We start from the raw sequence: 19,810 nt of genomic DNA, 5'->3' as shown, positions 1-19,810 counted from the left end.
TACAGTACATTGCCATGAAAGTCTTTGCGCGTTTGTTGCTACCAGTTTTTTTACTGACCTTGGTAGTAGGCTGTAACCAGACTCGCGCTTCCTCAGATAATCCCACACCAGAAACACCTGTACCTTCTGCTCAACTGACACAGAATTTTACACAGTCAAAAGATACCGTTCGGACTGAAGCACTTTCACCTACGCGCATCCAGATAAATCTGAAAAATTTACCAGCACCCTTCGCAACAGAAAGTGCCTCTAAGCGACCTGAGGTTGTGCCCATTCCGGAAAACCCAGTGCTGCGCCTACCACCAGGCTTTACAGTTAACGTCTTTGCAGAAGGTTTAGATGCGCCACGCTGGTTAGCTTTAACTCCCAGTGGTGATGTCCTGGTGACTGAAACCGGGCAAAATCGCATTCGTCTGTTACGTGACAGCAACGGTGATGGTGTAGCCGACGTTCGAGAAACCTTTGCTAGTAGGGACAACGGACTCAATAGACCCTTTGGTATGGCTTTTGCAGGTAATTCCTTTTTTCTAGGGAATACAGATGCTGTGGTTCGTTTTCCCTATAAGAAAGGCCAAAATAAAATTACAGACAAGGCAGAAAAAATCGCCGACTTGCCTTCTCAAGGTTATAACAACCATTGGACGCGCAATGTTGTTGTCTCGCCCGATGGCAATAAATTATATGTTTCTGTTGGTTCAGGAACCAATGTCGATGAAGAACCTTTACCACGGGCTTCAGTACAGGTGATGAATTTGGATGGTTCCCAGCAGCAAACTTTTGCTTCCGGCTTACGTAATCCTGTTGGTTTAGACTTTCATCCTGTAACTAAGGAACTTTACGCCACTGTCAACGAACGCGATGGAATCGGTGATGATTTGGTTCCAGATTATCTGACACGTGTTAAACAAGGGGCATTTTACGGCTGGCCTTATGCTTATCTGACACCAAACAACCTAGATCCGCGTCAAAAGACGGATGGCAAAAGTAAACGCCCCGACTTAGCAGCCCGTACCCAAACGCCAGATGTGCTGTTCCAAGCACACTCAGCAGCATTGGGTTTGCAGTTTTATGATGGTAAAACGTTTCCAGAAAAGTACCGAAATGGGGCTTTTGCTGCTTTTCGTGGTTCTTGGAACCGCGATCGCGGTACTGGTTATAAAATTGTGTTTGTTCCCTTCGATGCTAAGGGGCGATCGCTTGGCTATTACGAAGACTTTCTCACAGGATTTTTGCTAAATCCTTCTGTACCAACCACTTGGGGACGACCTGTAGGTTTACTCGTGTTACCAGATGGCAGTCTACTGCTAACAGAAGAAGCTAATAATCGGATTTATCGGATTCAGTACAAGGGGGGTTAAGAAATTCACGCATTTAAACATTTAAAAATTCACGGATAGGATCTGTTGCCTGGAGTAAAGTTAGAGCAGTTGTCATCAATAGAAATGTTGTGGCTGCATTCCCCTATCCAGGTTTATCCCGTTTAGGGTAAATTACTTAAAAATACTAATACTTATCTGGTTGAGAAATTAATTATGACTCCCAATGAAAATAATACTCAGTCAAATATCAACGAATTGTCTCCACATTCAGGTACACGATACTGGGGTGAAGTACAGGTAATTGAGGAGGGAGAAAGCTATAGAATTAGTCGTCTTGAAATTAAGCCCAGGCACGGAATTAAACCACAAATTCATTATCATCGCAATGAACATTGGGTTGTAGTCTCTGGTGTAGCAAAGGTGACTTGTGGAGAAAAAGAAATTTTACTGAATCGAAACGAATCAACTTATGTTCCCGCAGCAACCCTACATAAGGTAGAAAATCCTGGGCAGATTCCACTAATTATTCTGGAAATTCAAAATGGTGAATATTTGGGCGAAGATGATACGGAACGCCCCTATGATTTAAATTTGGTCAAACCTGTAGCTGAAGGTCAGTAAGGTCTAGGGATGAGGGGGATAAGGGAGCAGGGGGAGCAGGAGAAGAATAACAATAATGCCCAATGCCCAATGCCCAATGCCCTATGCCTAAATCAAAACCATCCTTCTTGTTCTAGGGTTTCAATCAGCTGTAAACCACGGGGATCACCCACTCCTAACAGTGAGGCTTTAGCGTCTGCCCTAACTCCTAAATCTTGGTCTTCGGCAAAGGCTTGAATTAAAGCGTCGATCGCTGTGGCATAAACTACATTAGAAGGCAGTTCGCGGCACAGTTGACCAATTGCCCATGCACTGTTACTTCGCACTGCTTCCACAGGATCTTTGACTAAGGCTTCAATTAATGGTGGTATTGCCCCTATAACCGCTTCATAACCCACATCTGCCATTTGTGCTAAGGCGCTAGCAGCCCACAAACGCACTGCGGAAATGTCAGTTCTGAGGGCATCTGCTAGGGGCGGTAAACAACGGCGATCGCGACAGTTTCCTAAAGCCCAAACAACACCTTTACGCACATAGCCATTCCAATCACTGTTTAGTTGAGCAATTAACGGACTCACTGCTTCTGAACTAGGATTGCGTCCAAGTGCATAAGCTGCACTCACGCGCACTAAGGGACAGGTATCACTTAACAGGCGAATCAGATGGGGGGTAGCACGCGCATCTTCTATATCACAAAAAGCACGCGCCGCTAACATTCTTTGCTGTGGCTGGGGATTTTCCAGCAAGGCTAGCATCATTTCTGGATCAGGTTTTGCCACCACTGATTCGTCAGTTAGCGGCTCTATTTTATCTAGGGGGCTTTCTAGCTCCTCCTCAATATCGAGTAGGCTGAGATCGTCTTCGTCATACATAATTTCATTTAAATCCCTTTTCGGGATTAACACATAATCCCCCGCGTCAATAAGTTAAAGCTTTATAAGTATGAGTTGCGTAATTATACACTTTCCTTTCTCCTCGTTGAGTTTTATCCAAACGAGAAACGCCATAACTTCGACGCTTAAGTATGATGTTACTGCTATCCTATAATTTATTTTTCTGCACTCAGGAATTTTACCATCCAGAGGGATTGGGTTTGATAACCTAACTGATTGTAAAGATTTAATGCTGGTTTGTTTGATTGAAAAACTTGCAATCCAATCTGGCGATCGCCTCTTTGAATAGCCCAATTTTCCACATATCGCATCAACGCTCTACCAATACCCCGTCGCCGATGTTCTGGTACAACGTAGAGAATAAAGATATGAGCATGACGGTTTCCCTGCACTTGATCTATAGAATTGCCCACCCAGAGGCAGGCTATGGGGGAATTAGGCATTGGGAATTGGGCATTGGGAATGGGGCATGGGGCATTGCTTATTCTTCTTGTCTCCCTCATCTCCCTCATCTCCCCCATCTCCCTCATCTCCCCCATCTCCCCCATCTCCCCCTGCTCCCTGCTTCCTGCTCCCTGCTTCCCCTCCTCCTCTACCCACCACAAGGGCGTATCACTAGAAAAGTATTGCTTAACTGTTTGCTCTAGGTGAGAAAAATCCTCATTGGGAAAGAGATCCTCGTAAGTTCGCTGTATGAATTTAAGCAGCAGCGCCCGATCCAAAGTAGAACCACGGCGAATAATATACCCCAGTAGTAGTTGCTCAGACACTTCTGATGTTTATTGACTTAGCTAGCTCGCGTTATGTGGTGCTGGTGGAAAATCAGTTGGAGTAGGTTGAGAACTTACCCCCACCTGTTCAATTGGTGCGGGTGCTGCCATATCGGAGGGTAAAAATATCCGGGCGCTGACTGCCACTAGGGCAAATAAAAATACTAATACTGCAAGCAGTGGGGCGATGTATTGACGAAAAATAGCCATATTTTAATTGCAAGAAGCTAGGAACTTTTATGAGAACCTAGCTGAAGATTTGTGAAGTATTCTTGATTTATTTTAGCAATTTTCTGTGCATGGAAATGGGGAATAGGGAATGGGGAATAGGGCATTGTTATTCTTCTCCTGCTCCCCCTGCTCCCTCATCTCCCTCATCTCCCCCACTCCACTCCCTGCTTCCACTATTGGCGATCGCGCTCTAAGTCATCAAGGACTCTCTCACAATACCAATTCTCCGGCATCCCAGGATAAGTTTCTTTTGCTTGTTCAATTAACCGTTCGGCAGCAGCAGTATCACCGGATAATTTAGCGATTAGCCTGTTTTTGAGATAGCTATCAGATACACCATCGTCTACCTGGTTTCGTATCCCTTCATTTATAGTTGATGGCCGAGACTGATCTCTCCGCAACTGCCAAAATAAAACGTAATAAAGTGTACCAAAAATTAAAATTAGGCTGAGTGTTCCGAAAAAAGTTAGGAGGTTAAATGCTAGAAATCCTAGAACTAACTGTGAGAGAACATAGCCAAGTAATAAACCAGTGAGTAAGAGAATAAATGTGCCGACAGCAATAACTACTTGATTCCCCATATATCCTCTTCTTCGTCCTCAAGTCCTGGTCTGGATACTGCCACTGGCTGAGGGTTCCAGGGGGCAACTAACGGTAAAAGTAGCAATCCAGGTAGGGCCACTACTATGGTTAGCAAGAAAAATGAGGGCCAGCCTGTAGCCTTAGCCCAATCTCCGGCAGGAGCTGAAAGAACATCTCTACTAATAGCCATTAAGCTAGAGAATAAAGCAAACTGAGTAGTTGTAAAGCGGTGGTTACAAAGGTTCATTAAAAATGCAACTGTAGCAACTGTGACTAATCCAGCACTGAAGTTTTCAATGTTCACTGCCAACACTAAAAGCGAATAATCTTTGCCAGCAACCGCTAACGCATAATAACCCAAGTTACTCAATAATTGCAGTATCCCAAATATCCATAGACTGCGATTAAGGTTAATTCTAGTCATAATGACGCCACCGACTAATACACCGACAGTCGTCGCTAGAAAACCCATTCCAGCTTGAATTGTCCCAATCTCTGTTTTAGTAAAACTGATTTCCCGCAAAAATAAATTCGCTGTGATTCCCACCAAAGAATCACCTAGCTTATATAGGACAATAAAAACTAGGATGACGCTAGCTTGAGGAAGCCCAAATCGGTGAAAGAATTCCTTGAATGGTAGGAAAATTGCTTCTTGTAAATTTTGGGGCGGACTATCTTCTCTTACCTCACCTAATAACTCTGTCGGTAGTAACAAAGACGTGACTATCCAGGCTAATATCAAAGTTGCTAATAGCCAATAAAATACAGGTAGAGAGATAAAGCCGACAAATACACCTCCGATTAATCCAACTACTAACACAGTTATAAATAGCAGAAAAATGACATCTTTGAAAGATAGGGGCGCAGCTTTTTGTTTGTTGTCGCTGATCTTTGGTTCTGCTGGTGCCCATAAAGTTGTCACTATACTCCCTGCCATTAAAGCTGCCATTAGTAAGTAAACACCATTCCAAGGGATATGATCTGCTAAAACCAAAGCTAAGGAACTAGTAATAAACAGGGCTAAACGATAGCCTAGAACCCAAACTGATGCACCTGTTTTGGCTTCTATGGGGTTTAAAATGTCCGTGCGGTAGGCATCACCGGCAATGTCTTGGGTGGAACTTAAAAAAGTGATGATCAAACAGTTGATTGCCAGTACTTGTAGTACTTGATCATTTTGGGCAGGCTGTTGTAATGCTAGAAGTGCGATCGCTAATGCTAATCCGAGTTGCGTGATTACTAGCCAACCCCGTCTTCCTCCCAAAACTGGCGGTATAAATCTATCTAATAAAGGAGACCATAAGAATTTTAGGGAATAAGGTAAAGCCAGCAGACCAAATAAAGTAATTTTCCCTATATCAACCTTGGCATCTTGCATCCACAACTGCAACGTTCTACTAGTTAAAAACAACGGCAACCCAGATGCAAAACCTAGCAATAACAAAGCACCCATCTTACGACTTTGGACAGCTTGTCGCAGTGCTTGCATTTCTCTCATTGTTTAAACATTCCTTAACACCTTTGATTAATTTCACTTAAGAATGCTATCGGACGCAGCAAGCGCCTATCATGCAAATGCAGGAATTATAAATTGGTATTAGCCAATTGCAGTTATCTTGCCACACCTGCTATACCATCTCATGCATATACGCCAGTTTGCACCAAATCTTCTTGGCTGATATGCTCATCAAGAATGCTTGGAAAGTCTTAGCTTTTTTAACTGTCCTGAATTGGACAAACCTGATGCCCTCTGATTTCTACTCTGTGTGCAGCGAGGCATTTTTCCCAACCTTCACGCGTACCAATGTCGCTTTTTTGGTTAAGCAGCCCTAATTCCTGTTCTTGTTGGGTGAGTTTAGCAAATTCTTCGTAGCGTGGGTAGTTGCTGGTAACAAATGTTTCCTTACGGTGCAAAATTGGCGGATTTGCCCTAGTTTCATAATCTCGATGAGTGACAAATAGGGTTTTTAAATCAATACCGATGCTGGCTTTTAACGCGGGATGAGGATCAGTGTCGAATTCGGGATAAGACAGATAGGATATTTGCGGTTTATCAGTGTGATATTTGATTAATGTAGCTTCATCGACACGCCCAATGGTACGGCTAGCGCAACCTTCACAAATTCGTAGTACGGGATCAAGTGCAGCAAGTGCGGAAACATGGACGTAAAGCGCACCGCGCGTATGTTTACCAATTTTGCTTTTTTCGCACGCAGTTTGAATCACCCCAGGTTTACCCAAGCTGAAAAGCTTTTGGTCGGCGACTTGACAAGCTTCTTCATAGCTACTAAAAAAGGCTTTGATATCGTGACGTATTTCTGGTGCTAGTTTCTGCCATGCAGGGCGTTTATCAAAGTGGGTGAGGGCAAGATAAACTTGGATATCTAGAGAACGACGGTAAGCGATCGCATCCCATTCAGCCTCATCAGTAGCTTGCAAAACTACACCGAAGGCGCGGCGAAAGTTACCAAATTCGCTTAGTAATTCTTGTTCATTTTCCAATTCGCCTTTCACAGGTAGTCTACCGCGCTTGGTAAAGAAAGTCATGAGTGGTTGTAGCTGTTCTTGATAGTCTTCAAACCGCTTTGTGGGGATGCGGACTCGCGGTGTAGAAGTGCTAGAAAAGAAGCGGATAGCTTTGTAACTTTCTTTTTCAGCTTCATCTCGAAAAACAAAGTAAACGCCTAGTGCGATCGGTACTGCATCTACATTTAAGACTTCATCAATATAAGTTTTGAGTTCTTCTTGTTCGTAATATTTCTGAAAAGTATTGCGGCGCGTCACAATGCCATCATTGTAAGCAAGTTGGGTTTTGCTGGGAGCGTTAATCAGTATTTGAGCTGCGACAATTAAAACTTTCCCTGTGAGTTTCCAGGCTTGGCGAAGGCTTTGACGGCGTTCCTCTGCGTCTTCAATAACGTTGAGGACATAGCCCAAGTTGACCACATCGGCGGGGGTGCGTGGGACATCGGGATAGTAGTAAGGGTCCCAGCCTGCACTGGTGTAGCCTAAGTTTTTAACTCGTTGGACATCACCACCATAGCCGCAACCGTAGTCAAAAAAAGTGGTGTCTTGATTTAAGATTGCCCATTCTATTGCTAATCGCACGGGGCGAGATATGTCAGTGCGAGCGATCGCAGCTCTATGACGCTCGATTTCTAGCGTTTCAGGCATAATATTAATTGTCAGTTAACAGTGAACAGTTAACAGTCAACTAATATCCTTTCAATTTTTAACCGCTAGTTCAATTAAATCTTCAATTTTCTTGATATTTGGATCGCCTGCTAAATAGCCAATACCGCGATGCAAATGTAAGCGGAATTGGGTGGCGAGGGTTTCTTTGTCGGTGGGATAACCGTCATTGTGACAGCGTTGCTTGAGGGCGAGGAGGAGTATGTCAGACATTTCGCCGCCAAAGACGCGCCAAGTCATTTCGACATTGCTATCTTGGGGAATTGGGACGGGGGAGGGTGCGGTTGATTCTGCGAGGGAACGACAAAACGCCCAACGGCATAGAATATTCCATTGGTCGATTTTGGTGCTGCGCTTAAGTTTGGTAAGTTGGTCTTTGGCTGTTTGAGAGAGTTTTATTCTTTCAATAGGTGATTCCATTATCTTCCTAAAAATTGAGGTAATTTTCGTTCATAAACCCAAACAGTAGCGAACCGCAGTTTCAACTTCAAGCATCTTGGAGTCAGAAATCTTGCCAGATGGATCAGCAGGAAAGCGATTTGGATCTAAAGAACGAATTTGAAAACATAAAAACACTGTTTCTAGTCGCAATCCACTGTCACTTGGAGATACTCGTATATTATTTGGATAATCGTGCCTAATATTTGTTCCTTTCGTACCTACAACTACAGTTACAACCAAAGGTAATTGGTTGATAGCGTCTATAGATAGATAACACTAAAACTGGTCGTGTTCCTGCTTGTTCTCGCCCACGCACTGGATTAAGATTTATAAAATAAATTTGTCCTCTCTCAATGCTCACCACTTTGTTAAACCCTTTTTTAACCCATCCATTTCTGTAACACCAAATTCATTATTTATAGAGGCAATTTCTGCCTGTATATCTAAATCACTAGCCATTGCAGCTAGTTGTTCATTCATATATTTAACATCAGTAAAGCTATCTGATATTTGCTTCTTTTCTTGCACTTGTCTTGTGATAAGTTCTAAAACCCATTCTAGTTCTTCTAATGACAAAGCACGTAGGTCACGCTCTATTTTTAGTAAATGTGGTGAGTTCATAATTGCTTATCTACTTTCCAAAGGCTGTTATATATATTGTAAATATCTAGAGTTATAAAAATCGTGCTCCGCCAATTTTTTAACAATATCTACTACCAAAAATATCCTGGTTGGATAGTTGTTTGGCGGGTGGAGGAGTCGTATTTGAGCAGGTATTCGCGGGCGATCGCTTCGTTTTCTCGCAGTGTTTCCATTTCTTTCTTGCCAATCTCAGTATCGGTGGAAAGCAAAATTACTTGATGACTGGCGGATGGAAAGTAACGTTCAACTAAGTTACTGCGGTGAGAGGAGTCTAGTCTACCTAGTGGCGTATCGATTGCTACAGGTAGGCGGTGTCCAGAGACTTTGGCTAAACCCCAGAGGAAGGCGATCGCAAGTAATTGTTTTTCACCTGCTGATAAACGATGTTTAGGGACTGGTTTACCATTTAAATCGTAAAGCAAAAGGCTAAAAGTCTTAGTATCAATAGTGATGCGATGCACTAAGTCTGATTTATGGAGGAGATAAAGGAAGCAATTTTTAACTTCTTCCTCTAATTTATTGAGCTTTCGCAGGGTTAACTTTTCACGAAAAATCTTAAGTGTGTTTTGAACTTTAGTCGCAGAGGTAATAATATGTTCGCTATTTTTATGCTTAATATTTTCTACAGTATAATCACTTAATTCCCTCTTAGACTTGGCAATAATAGTTTCTAAATCAGCTAAACGGCGGCGGATTGTTTCATAATTTGCTTTAGCTTCAACAACTTGGTTTTGCGCCGCTTCTAGTGCTTGACGCAGCTTTGTATAATCTTCTGGTGCTGCTGCTGTTTGCACTTGTCTTTCTAGAGTATGAATTTCCTCTTCTTTCTTTTTGAGAATAGCTAATTTCTCTTTTGCAGAAAGTTTAGAATTTTGTAAGTGATAGATAAGATTATCTAGCTGAGTTAAAATTTCATCATCAGCTAATAGCCAAGATGCTTCTGTCTGGATAGTTTTTGCATATAAATTATCCACATCTTGGATTAAAAATGATTGGATTTTTTCAACTTGTATCGGAGAAATCTCTACTTCATTTAGCCAAGTAAGTAAGCGCTGATCTCGCTCAATTAACAAATCTTTAGAAATTTGTACCTGTTGATGGCGAAATTCTTTTTCTCCCTGTGCTTGCACCTGATTAAGCAAATTGGGAATTAATGCCAAAGGTAAAACATCAGCCGCTAATTCACACATTGACTGACGTACTTGTTCGATTTCCGCAGTCTTTGTATTCTGTTGTAGTTCTAATTGATTGCGTTCGGCTGCAATCTTCCCACCTTCAGAAATAAATTTATCAAAGGCTTCTTGCTGCTTTTGTTCTAACTCTTCTACCTGATTTTTGAGAGTTTCTACTTTCTCTTCTGTTGTTTGATAATCTTCTTGCTGTTGGGTTAACCTAGTTTCAATTTCCTCTAAATTTGCTAAATCATTACTATTAGCAACTTCTTTAAGTTTACGATTAACTAAAATATCTAAATCAACTGCTAAACGATCTGCTAACTCTAGTCCTAAAAGTCCGCGAATTGCATCTACTACAACTGGTGGTGGTATTTCCTGTTCTGCGAGTTCTTTAACCTGTTCACCATCAAAAAGAAATAAATTAGAAATACCTAATGGTAGGAGATTTTCAATATATTCATCCCAAATATTAACTAAAGCATCAGGCCATGTATCACTGTCGCCTAAAATACCTAATGTATCTTTACCGTCTTTAGGGTTTTTTGTCCAACTACGGACAACACGGTATTTTATTGGTTTATCGTTTTCAATATGTTCAAAAAGTAATTCAATCCGCGTGTCTGCAACTGGATCTATTTTGTTGTTAACACATTGATTGAGAAAATCGCTATAACTTAAATTACCACGGGTAGAACATTGGGCACGAGCGCCATAGAGTGCTAGACGAATGGCATCCATAAGGGTAGTTTTTCCGCCGCCATTCATCCCACCTAAGAGGATAATTGGGTGTGAGTTTTCCTCATCAATTTTTGGGTTAAGATTAATTACCTGTTTTCCACTGTAGGGGCCAAAGTTTTGTAGAACGAGTTCAAGAAATATCATAATTACTTGGATATTTGGTGCAAAAATACACTTTGGAATTTTGTGTATGCTTGCGAAACTATTAATGGTTGTTACCTTTAAATTTGATATTTGCCCAACTTTGAGGTGTTACATTAGTTTCTGTAGGGGATATGGTTGATATTTGGTCATTTTGGATTACATTAACTTCATCTGGTATAGCTATAATTTCATCTCTAACCTCGTCTTTTATATCAACATCTCCCAAAGTTAACTGCTTAAACTTTTCCTTAAATTTTATAATATCACCATCAGTAATTGCTTCTCTTAAATCGCGTTTTAAATGAGCATGATCAATTGCATTTTTTTGGGAACGCGAACTCGTATCAAAACATTTTTCTAGACTGTTGTATATTCCTGTGCGACGAGCTTTTTTGCGATATTGGTATTCTGTGTCTAATAACTTTGCCATGAGTTCTAAGTGCATAACATCGCCTTCACAGATTTCTTCTAGTACTGCCCACTCATCTAGACCTAAAAGGCTATAGTCAGCACCAGGTCGGGGATCTTGAAATTCTTCGCCAGTCACTTCTTGATAAATCCGGGGTAAACTATCATCAAATTCGTGTCTTTCTTCTAGCCAAATGCGGCGAATTTCGCTCATTTCTTCTAGAGTAATTAGGGTGATATCGCGCATATTTTCTGGCGCCGTTTGACGAATTTGTTTTTCAACGGTAAGTAACTTTCTTAGCCAATCCTCTCGCGCTTCTTTAATAAACGGGCCAGGAATGTGTTCAATAGATATCCCATCTTCTAAGTTACGTTCATAAAGTTGGACACCACCATTTCTACGTCGGAAATCTCTTTTATCACGTGTTTCTTCAGCATCCAATTCTTTACGGAAATCAAGTAAAGGTTGCATCCACTCTTTCTCTTCGTCATTTTGAATCATCGCTGCAAGCGATTTATCTTGACTAACCAGCGTGCAAACCCAGCAACCAAAACGAGAGCTACCACAACTAGGGGTAGATGTATCGACAACTAAAGGACATTCATTATCAGCAGAAGCACCTCGATACATGGAGAATAAATCTTTATTGCTGTACCCCCAAGGGTTTTCCCACTGCATGAGATAAATCCAGACTTCATCATTTTGCCAGTCTTCAATAGGGCTATAAACTAAAGAATTTGGCAAGTTCATATTAGGACTGAGGCGATCGCGGACTCGTTGAGCTTCCAATTTCTTCATTCGGCTAGCACGTTTTGTGCTTTCAGCTTTGCGAGTACCCAGCACAACAATCGCTTCTCCACTCGCTCGAATCACATCACGGATAAAGCGGTTAGAAGGATTAATTTTGAGGCGTTCTGTACACCAACGAAATTTTCCTCTGGGTGCTGGATAACCTTTACCAATCAAACCTACCCAGAATGTTTCTTTAAAATCTGGTTGTAGCAAATGGGGTTCAAATGGTAATTCTTGCGCTTGAGCTTCAGATTTCATCTGTTTTAAAGAATTACGTACCCAAGCAGCAACGATAGGATTTTCTACCAGTGTGTCTGTGGTGATAACGTATATTGTTTTAGTTCGCTTTTCGGGTGGTAGGGCTGCGATCGCATTCCAAACCAATTGCAGTACACATGAGCTATCTTTACCACCTGAGTAACCGACAACCCAAGGTATTTCATCTAAACAGTACAACTCTTGAATTTCAGTGGTGAGAGCTTGGATATCTTCCACTAAATCTGCTACAGTACGTGTCTCCTGACCTTTATTCTCTGGTTGTTGTGCTGTAGCCATTTCTCTCCTCCTACCTAAACAAATATTTTTTTATATAAACGACCAACTAAACGCCCTTCAGAACGAAATTTACTGGCACACAAACAAAGCCCGCGTAGGCGGACTTTTTTGAGATTTTACCTGTATTATATATAACCGCAATAACTGAAAGTTGCAGTTATTAGTTGTTTGACGATCAGCTTTTTAGAATAGCATTTTTTAAGAATTTTTAAAAAAGAAATCTTCTTACCTAATACTTTAGACAATGTAAACTGCTTTATATTCTCTAGTTTTTAAAAATTAACAACATGAAAGACTCTGACTCAACTGCTGACATCGCTAGAGAATACCTGGAACGGGAAAACAAGGAAAAACAGGTACTAGCTTTACTCCTGGAGAAGTTTTTAGGGAGAAAAGATCAGATTCTCGTACAAAAAACCGAGATGGGTGGTACGGAGGCTTATGTTAGCTCTGTTACCTTGGAATGGTTTGCAGGTCGGGTTCACTTCGCCTCTGGCTTACCTCTGTTTCAAAAAAAGTATAATCCTGAGACTGATAATGTCGAGATTGACGCGGATAGCATTGATGAAATTCAACAGCGTCCCCTTGATTGGTCACGTCAAGCGCCGCTAGTCCAGTATTTAGCGGCTCGACACAACCATAAGTTTCCACCGGTGCTAGTAGTAATTAATCAACCGTGGGCGGATAATCCTAAAGCTGCTGAGTGGGATAGTGAAGGACGCGCCACCAAGTCTACGACTGATTTTATACCTCTAGATAAAGACGCTAAAGTAGGTCTGCTAAATATTTCTGAGGATAATGTAACTATTTATGCACTGGATGGTCAACACCGATTAATGGGGGTTCAGGGGTTGATGGAGTTAATCAAAACTCGCAAACTCCAGCGCTATAAAAAGGATAAAGGTGCTGATGACAGTTTTATTACAGTCAATGATTTGATAGAAAAGTACCAAGTAGACCTTGCTTACTTGCAAAATTTACCCAAGGAAAAAATTGGTATTGAGTTCATCTGTGCGGTAGCGGCTGGGGAAACTCGCACCGAGGCGAGGCGGAGGGTGAGATCGATTTTTGTTCATGTCAACCTGATGGCTGCACCCTTAACTAAAGGTCAGCTAACACAGTTGAATGAAGATGATGGTTTTGCGATCGTTGCTAGAAAAATTGCAGTTACACATCCACTATTAGAACAACGACAAGAACGCAATCCCCGCGTTAATTGGAATAGTGCAACAGTAGCCTCCAATTCTACAGTTTTGACGACTTTGCAAGCTCTGCAAGATATGTCTGAGCGATATTTGGCTCAAAAGTTCCCTCACTGGAAACCCTTGGAGAAAGGTCTAATTCCCATGCGTCCAGAGGATGAAGAAATTGAGCAGGGAATTGAGGAATTTAAAAAGCTATTTGATTCTTTGGCTAGTCTTTCTAGTTATAAAATTTTAGAACACGAGGATACACCAGCTTTACGGCGCTTCAGCTTTGAGAGGGATGGAGGTGAAGGAAATATGCTTTTCCGTCCAGTTGCTCAAGTTGCATTAGCGCAAGCTTTGGGAATTTTGGTTTTTAAAAAAGGTTTTTCTTTAGAAGATATTTTTAAGAAACTGCGAAAGTTTGACCAGCAAGGTGGTTTTAGTGGTATGGAATATCCCCAATCTCTCTGGTATGGGGTTTTATATGACCCGAATAAAAAGCGAGTGCAGGTTGCTGGAAGAGATTTAGCAGCAAAGTTATTGGTTTATATCCTGGGTGGAGTTCAGGAACAGATGGAACGTGCTGAACTGCGTAAAGCTTTGGCGGATGCTAGGACTGTGGAAGATAAAACTATAAGTTTTGATGGCGAGTTTGTTGAACCGAAAGCGGTAGGACTTCCACATATCCTGAACTAGTCAAGTTAAGTAGGGATTTTTTAGTGTGGTTTTTACCGATGCTACAGCCCATAAGGGTTGCGTATCATATTTGCTAACATCTGCCAATTGGTATAAATATTTATATGGCTCAAACAAACCAGGATAGTAATAATAGTGTTTCGCCAGAGATCAAAGCTAAGTTTAGTACCTTGGTTGCGCCGTTCTTTGAAGACCATTATCGAGATTCCTGCTATCCAGGACTAATTTTTCGCCAGGGAAAGCGGAAAATGCTACAAATTAATATACCAGCTAAGGACTTTCCAGCACTTTTAGTAGCAAAGCCTGCTAAGGACGATGATCCTGAATTAGGTAAACAACGCCCAGAAGTCCCAGGTCATGCTGAGGAGATCAAAAATTATATTATCGAACAAGCCCGAAAAGGAAAACCCTGGATTTTGGGGACGCTGACAGCAAATGTACCCGCAGATAAAATAACAATTCTCGAATTAGGCAGAGGTATTTGTATAGTTGTAATTCCTCGTGATGTTAAATTAGAGATTACAGATGGACAACATCGTAAGACTGCTATTCAAAAGTTAATTGAAAGTGAGGAAAGTTCCTTAATTAGTGATAATGATTTTCCTATCACGCTGGTCTTAGAAGACGATATTGACCAGTGTAGAAAAGATTTTGGAGATATGGCTCAAACTAAACCGTTAGGTAAAGCATTGCTATTATCATTTGGTGAAGTTGAAGGTCGTGTTGGTATTACTAAAAAATTAGTAAAACAAGTCAATATTTTTTACGACAAAACAGATAAAATTCAAGATTCTCCACGTATTCAAAAGAAATTTATTTACACAAATAACTACATAACAAGGGCTGTGAGTTGTGCTTTTACAAAGAATCCTGATTCTGAACTTCAAGACTATGATGTGGAGATTTCATCTAATGCTCTAGCTAGTTGTCTCAATAAGTTTTTCTTTGAATGCAGTAACACAAAATATATTTCTGAGACAAAGGTAGCTGATTTGACTATTGCTGAACTAAGAAAATTTAAAGATGAATGTATACTGGGAGTGAGTGCTGGTCTGGAAGTTTTAGGTCGATTGCTATACTTCACTTACAACAAAGACAGCAATTATTTTGATGATGTAAAAGTTTCCCAACTTGCACAGATAGATTGGACAAGAAGTAATCCAATTTGGGAAAATAATTTAATTAGGATAGATCCTAATCCTAAAAATCCGGATAAGCGTTATAAACTATACACTAATGCCAACGCAGTAAGTGGTGCAGTCAAGGCGCTTAAAGATAAACTAGGATGGATGGAAAACCCTTCCTATTGAAGATACCCTAATTCAAGAGAGGAATTTGGTGAGATCAAATTCCTCGTCTTGTTGCTCCGTATTAGTTCGCTCATAACTGAGAAATAATAAAATTCGCTCTGCATAATCTACTGACCCACGCAACTCATTTTGTAATATTTCCAATCCACCATTAGCGTACTCTTCAAATATATGATTACGTTGTCTTTCATATTCTTCTTCATTAAGAGATAGTGTTTTAATATCTTTAGTTTCATTAATTGCTAATAATTTTATTAAAATATCATTTCCCATTGAGGCAAAATACTCTATCCTAATTGGCGATGGTTCCCTTTTAGAAATCTCTCCCAAAGGCACGCGTTTTTTATGCTTTGCACCCAAAGCTGCTGCAAACACAATCACATCAGCAAAAGTATTAAAAGGCCCTGTTCCACCATCTGAAGATGTTAAATCCTTCACCAACTCAGCCTTATCTTTAGCAACCCTGATTCTGCCAGTTTCCGCCATTGTTTTAATATCTACATTGTTGCTATTTTAACCGAAAGTTGGAAGTGATAGTAATTATTAGCGCATTATTTTATACTAGTATGTAGGCGATCGCTAAACAAACAAATTATCCACCAACATAGTCCATCCTGGTACTGCGGGTTCAGCTTCAGCCACCTCCCCACGGCGATACACTTCCGGTTCTTCAGGATTACTAGCACGATATACTCTAATAACTTCCTCTTTAAGTACATCTACATCCCAAACTACCAAAGTACCAGATGCAAAATAATCACGGCGTTTAGCAGCCATGTCTTTCTCAGCTTTATCACCGTAATCATTTTCGCTTCTTACCTCAGCAGCAAATATAGGCGCACCATTAACAAACTTCCCACCTGTAGGTTTGCCAGTATAAAACGCAGCATCAGGACTTAAAGAACGACGATTAGGGAGATTGACAATAAAACCGACATTATCAGGCAAAGCGTAACCACTTTTTGTCAGACGTTCATAATCCCGTAGACTTGCATAAATTTCACCACTTGCACGTCCTGGCAAAAATCCAGTTGGAGACATTAGCACCAATTTTCCATTGACAATCTCTGCTTTACAATTGTCAGGTAAGTGGTACAAATCTTCAATAGTTGCTTCAGTTTTAATACTCATAAAATCCCTAATAATGAATCGAGGATAATCCTAACTTAAATAGGAAACTGAACATTTTCATACACCAAAGATATCGGAAAGCGGAAATTAACGCTGGTTAAATAAACCTCATCCTCTGCTTCGTAAGGATGTAACTCCCAGAGTCCTCTATCATTTAATCGGAAGCAATCTAAACCAATTTTTTCAGCATCAATGAGGACGTATTCTTGCAAAGTCTGAATGCGACGATACCGCGTAAATTTTGTACCTCTATCGTAAGCTTCCGTACTTGGGGACAGAACTTCAACAATTAAACAAGGATATTGCAGAAATTGAATAGCTTGTTTGTCCCGTTCATCGCAACTCACCACAACATCAGGATAATGAAAAGGCCCCTTCTCAGATACACCTACTTTCGCATCCGCCATAAAGGGAAGACACTCACTTCCCCTTAGATGAATTTTTAACGCTGAAGCTAAGTTTAAAGCAATAGTTGTATGAGGAAGAGTACCCCCAGTCATGGCGAAAACTTCACCATCAATATATTCATATTTAATTTCTTGGCGTTCTTCCCATTCCAGATATTTTTGGGGAGACATATAATTTTTGTCTGGACTCGCAACCATAACTTTATTCCTCTCTTTTTCTCAAATGTAACCAAGAAAAAACCTTTGCGCCTCTGCGTCTCTGGGTGAGTAATTACCTATTCCGTTCAACTGCGATAATTTCCGTATACTCAAACTCATTCGGACTTTGTTTCACTAAAGGATATCTTTCGTCACCCAACTTAATATAATCTTGTTCGCAATCAGGCTTAGAAGAATAATACGTAAGCACATATTCTTTCCCAATTCTTTCTGTCATCTCTGCTTCAACTTCACCCCGCCACTGAGTTTTAGTAACTAAAACTATCAACTGATTCGCTAATTGGGGAATTGTCTTCGCAATGTGTCGCCGCGAATTCTCATCCAAACTACCAAAGGGTGAATCCATTACAATTGGGAAAGTGCTACTATCGGGAATCATCATCATTTTCCGCTTCTCACTCCATTCCCTTACTTTGTCAATGATGCTGGCAATAAAGGATAAACTGAGAATTTGATTCTCCCCCGTGGATGCTGCAACTGGAGCTTCCACACCTGTAGTATTTTCTACTAATGTCAGTTCATATTTTTCACTAATTCTAGGAATGTATGGAGTTACAGAAATATCCATGAATATTTCTTGTACTCGCTTTTCTAGTTGCAGGCGAAATTGTTGTTCTTGACGATTTCTAACTTCTGTTAACCGTTCGATTGCATCTTGAGTGGCGTTAATTCGTCGCTGTGCTAAAGTTTGCTTGTCTTCATTCAGCTTTTGCTTTGCAATTTGTTTATTCAAACCTTCAATCTCAGTTGTGAGTTGAGCAATTTGCTGCTGATTTGCACCCTGTTCTCGATTTAACTCATCAATTTTACTTTCTATTTCATCTAAGCGTTTTTGTAAACTGCTAATTTCTTCATTAGCATCTTTTCGCAACCGTTCTTGAATATTGTCTAAGTCTCCTTCAATTTGAGATATGCTTTGCCTTAATTGATTAGTTCTGGATTGTTCTCTATCAACTTCTTCCCAAAAACCTATGGCTTGCTTATCAATTTCATCTACTTGTGCGCTCATGCGAATTGCAGTTTCTTCCACCGCCGAAGAACCGGCTTTATTTAACCAGGTACTCACATGACTATGAGAATGATTACCTGCGTGTAATTCTGCGCCACAAATACAGCGCTGAGAATTGAGTAAATCATTCACAAATTCTCGTGAAATTCCTGATTTTAACTCGCCTCTCTGCTTCAAATCATTTATAATTTCTCGGAACTGGGATGTAGTTTCTGACAGTAAAACGGTATAACCCCGCGCGGAAATAACTTTTTTAAGCGCTTCTTTGTTTTTTTTATATTCTTCTTGATTTGCTGCTTTCTGTAATTCTAAATCCTGCCATCTTTCTTGCAATTCCTTAGCAGCACTCAGTTCTCGCAAACGGTTACTTGTCTCTTTTTTGAAGGTTTGTTGATATTCTAACTCTTCTCTAATTTCAATTTGCCGTTTGGTAATGCGTTCACGTTCGCGTTCTATCTTTTCTTGCTGTCGTAATAGTTGCTTAGTTTCAGAATCACCAATAGCTTTTAACTCATTTTCTAGAGTTTTTTTAGCATCTCCCAAATGTCTAATAGAACGGTTGATTACTTCCACACCCAAGAAGATTTTTGTAGCTTCAGCAATTTCAGCTTTTTTATCAGAACGGACTATTTCTTCAATTCGCTCGCCGTCAAAGAAAAAATATTGATGTAAAGTAGCGGGTAAAATTTGATTAATTATATCGTCTGGCTGCTGAGTTGGTATATTCCATTTGCCATCATCCGCACCAACCCACATAGTTAATTGAGTTTTGCCAGCGTCAAAATCTCCTTCGTTTTTATAACCCCGACAGGCGCGTTTAACTCGATAGCGTTTACCTTCATGTTCCCAGCCAATCTCTACCCAACATTCTACAGCTTGACCTTTTTGAGTTTCTGCGATCGCACGCTTATTCACTAACTGCTCTATCGATGCAAATGCCGCACTAAATTTATCATACAATACCCACGTAAAGGCATTCAGCAAGCTAGTTTTACCAGAACCATTATTACCATGAATGATTGTCGTGTTTTGAGCATCTCCACCAGCGATGATCATCTCTGGTGTCGTACCATAAAAGGAGCGAAAGTTGCAGAGCTTGATTGAAGTCAGCTTCATCGCACCTCTTCCTTAATAATGTCTAAAATATTATCATTTATATGGCTGTTAATCTTCTTATCTAGCCTGCCTTTTTCCAGCTTCCATACTCGCTCAATAATTTGCCGTACTTCCAGTGGTGCGGTGGTAATTGGCTCTTGAACATCATCGATATTCGCCTCTTGTGACATATCGGATTTTTAAATATAGTTTTTCTACATTTTAACTTTCTCTAGTGCTAGAATAGCCTCCGTAAAGCCACTGTTTGCGTTA

Annotated in this window: 21 protein-coding genes; 4 read left to right on the top strand and 17 right to left on the bottom strand. The window is 40.6% G+C overall.

The window, feature by feature from the left end; genetic code table 11:
- The first annotated feature begins 14 nt into the window (after positions 1 to 14).
- On the top strand, positions 15 to 1,358 hold the full coding sequence (locus CDC33_RS26075) for a PQQ-dependent sugar dehydrogenase (RefSeq protein WP_109011382.1): 1,344 nt from the start codon (positions 15 to 17) through the stop codon (positions 1,356 to 1,358).
- A 174-nt stretch (positions 1,359 to 1,532) separates the two neighbouring features.
- On the top strand, positions 1,533 to 1,940 hold the full coding sequence (locus tag CDC33_RS26070) for a phosphomannose isomerase type II C-terminal cupin domain (RefSeq protein ID WP_109011381.1): 408 nt from the start codon (positions 1,533 to 1,535) through the stop codon (positions 1,938 to 1,940).
- 92 nt (positions 1,941 to 2,032) lie between these two features.
- Here the strand turns inward: CDC33_RS26070 and CDC33_RS26065 are convergent, their stop codons facing one another.
- The 12 genes from CDC33_RS26065 to dndC all read right to left on the bottom strand — a co-directional run bounded on the left by CDC33_RS26065 (position 2,033) and on the right by dndC (position 12,483).
- Positions 2,033 to 2,791: a HEAT repeat domain-containing protein gene (locus tag CDC33_RS26065; RefSeq protein ID WP_109011380.1), complete on the bottom strand. Its 759-nt coding sequence runs from the start codon at positions 2,789 to 2,791 to the stop codon at positions 2,033 to 2,035.
- Positions 2,792 to 2,967: 176 nt separating this feature from the next.
- Complete coding sequence (locus CDC33_RS26060; RefSeq protein ID WP_244919351.1) at positions 2,968 to 3,582, bottom strand: GNAT family N-acetyltransferase; 615 nt, start codon at positions 3,580 to 3,582, stop codon at positions 2,968 to 2,970.
- Positions 3,583 to 3,603: 21 nt separating this feature from the next.
- A complete protein-coding gene (locus CDC33_RS26055) occupies positions 3,604 to 3,792 on the bottom strand; it encodes a DUF8624 family small hydrophobic protein (protein WP_109011379.1) in 189 nt (62 codons plus the stop codon).
- Positions 3,793 to 3,986: 194 nt separating this feature from the next.
- Positions 3,987 to 4,394 carry an ABC transporter permease gene (locus CDC33_RS26050; protein ID WP_109011378.1) on the bottom strand — a complete coding sequence of 136 codons (408 nt, stop codon included), beginning with the start codon at positions 4,392 to 4,394 and terminating at the stop codon, positions 3,987 to 3,989.
- Entirely contained in the window at positions 4,379 to 5,893 is a 1,515-nt protein-coding gene (locus CDC33_RS26045) for an AmpG family muropeptide MFS transporter (protein ID WP_109011377.1), read from the bottom strand. The genes CDC33_RS26050 and CDC33_RS26045 overlap by 16 nt, the downstream gene beginning before the upstream one ends.
- A 218-nt stretch (positions 5,894 to 6,111) precedes the next feature.
- A complete protein-coding gene (locus CDC33_RS26040) occupies positions 6,112 to 7,569 on the bottom strand; it encodes a DNA phosphorothioation-associated putative methyltransferase (protein WP_109011376.1) in 1,458 nt (485 codons plus the stop codon).
- Positions 7,570 to 7,620: 51 nt separating this feature from the next.
- Positions 7,621 to 8,007: a DNA sulfur modification protein DndE gene (gene dndE, locus CDC33_RS26035; RefSeq protein ID WP_109011375.1), complete on the bottom strand. Its 387-nt coding sequence runs from the start codon at positions 8,005 to 8,007 to the stop codon at positions 7,621 to 7,623.
- A 30-nt stretch (positions 8,008 to 8,037) separates the two neighbouring features.
- Positions 8,038 to 8,268, bottom strand: a complete 231-nt coding sequence (locus CDC33_RS26030; RefSeq protein ID WP_280524434.1) for a type II toxin-antitoxin system PemK/MazF family toxin — start codon at positions 8,266 to 8,268, stop codon at positions 8,038 to 8,040.
- The gene (locus CDC33_RS41390; protein WP_369694398.1) at positions 8,225 to 8,389 is read right to left on the bottom strand and encodes a type II toxin-antitoxin system PemK/MazF family toxin; all 165 of its coding nucleotides are present in this window, start codon (positions 8,387 to 8,389) and stop codon (positions 8,225 to 8,227) included. Before CDC33_RS41390 ends, CDC33_RS26030 begins: the two co-directional genes overlap by 44 nt.
- Positions 8,386 to 8,649: a hypothetical protein gene (locus CDC33_RS26025; RefSeq protein ID WP_109011374.1), complete on the bottom strand. Its 264-nt coding sequence runs from the start codon at positions 8,647 to 8,649 to the stop codon at positions 8,386 to 8,388. Before CDC33_RS26025 ends, CDC33_RS41390 begins: the two co-directional genes overlap by 4 nt.
- Positions 8,650 to 8,741: 92 nt before the next feature.
- Positions 8,742 to 10,727 carry a DNA sulfur modification protein DndD gene (gene dndD, locus CDC33_RS26020; protein ID WP_109011373.1) on the bottom strand — a complete coding sequence of 662 codons (1,986 nt, stop codon included), beginning with the start codon at positions 10,725 to 10,727 and terminating at the stop codon, positions 8,742 to 8,744.
- A 61-nt stretch (positions 10,728 to 10,788) separates the two neighbouring features.
- Positions 10,789 to 12,483, bottom strand: coding sequence for a DNA phosphorothioation system sulfurtransferase DndC (dndC, locus tag CDC33_RS26015; RefSeq protein ID WP_109011372.1), 1,695 nt, complete (start codon positions 12,481 to 12,483; stop codon positions 10,789 to 10,791).
- A 287-nt stretch (positions 12,484 to 12,770) separates the two neighbouring features.
- Between dndC and CDC33_RS26010 the strand changes: the two genes are divergently transcribed.
- On the top strand, positions 12,771 to 14,366 hold the full coding sequence (locus CDC33_RS26010) for a DGQHR domain-containing protein (protein ID WP_109011371.1): 1,596 nt from the start codon (positions 12,771 to 12,773) through the stop codon (positions 14,364 to 14,366).
- Between the two features lie 104 nt (positions 14,367 to 14,470).
- Positions 14,471 to 15,676 (top strand): DNA sulfur modification protein DndB, encoded by a 1,206-nt coding sequence (locus CDC33_RS26005; protein ID WP_109011370.1) that lies wholly within the window; start codon positions 14,471 to 14,473, stop codon positions 15,674 to 15,676.
- Between the two features lie 12 nt (positions 15,677 to 15,688).
- Here CDC33_RS26005 and CDC33_RS26000 read toward each other — a convergent pair whose 3' ends face one another.
- The 5 genes from CDC33_RS26000 to CDC33_RS39095 all read right to left on the bottom strand — a co-directional run bounded on the left by CDC33_RS26000 (position 15,689) and on the right by CDC33_RS39095 (position 19,728).
- Positions 15,689 to 16,162 carry a DNA phosphorothioation-associated protein 4 gene (locus tag CDC33_RS26000; protein WP_109011369.1) on the bottom strand — a complete coding sequence of 158 codons (474 nt, stop codon included), beginning with the start codon at positions 16,160 to 16,162 and terminating at the stop codon, positions 15,689 to 15,691.
- A 93-nt stretch (positions 16,163 to 16,255) separates the two neighbouring features.
- The gene (locus CDC33_RS25995) at positions 16,256 to 16,807 is read right to left on the bottom strand and encodes a Uma2 family endonuclease (RefSeq protein ID WP_109011368.1); all 552 of its coding nucleotides are present in this window, start codon (positions 16,805 to 16,807) and stop codon (positions 16,256 to 16,258) included.
- A 35-nt stretch (positions 16,808 to 16,842) separates the two neighbouring features.
- On the bottom strand, positions 16,843 to 17,412 hold the full coding sequence (locus tag CDC33_RS25990; RefSeq protein WP_109011367.1) for a Uma2 family endonuclease: 570 nt from the start codon (positions 17,410 to 17,412) through the stop codon (positions 16,843 to 16,845).
- Between the two features lie 73 nt (positions 17,413 to 17,485).
- Positions 17,486 to 19,558 (bottom strand): AAA family ATPase, encoded by a 2,073-nt coding sequence (locus tag CDC33_RS25985; protein ID WP_109011366.1) that lies wholly within the window; start codon positions 19,556 to 19,558, stop codon positions 17,486 to 17,488.
- On the bottom strand, positions 19,555 to 19,728 hold the full coding sequence (locus CDC33_RS39095) for a hypothetical protein (protein ID WP_181374132.1): 174 nt from the start codon (positions 19,726 to 19,728) through the stop codon (positions 19,555 to 19,557). The genes CDC33_RS25985 and CDC33_RS39095 overlap by 4 nt, the downstream gene beginning before the upstream one ends.
- Positions 19,729 to 19,810: the final 82 nt, after the last annotated feature.

This window comes from Nostoc commune NIES-4072 (assembly GCF_003113895.1).
Taxonomy (GTDB): Bacteria; Cyanobacteriota; Cyanobacteriia; order Cyanobacteriales; family Nostocaceae; genus Nostoc; species Nostoc commune.
This window is presented reverse-complemented; position numbering and strand designations above follow the sequence as displayed.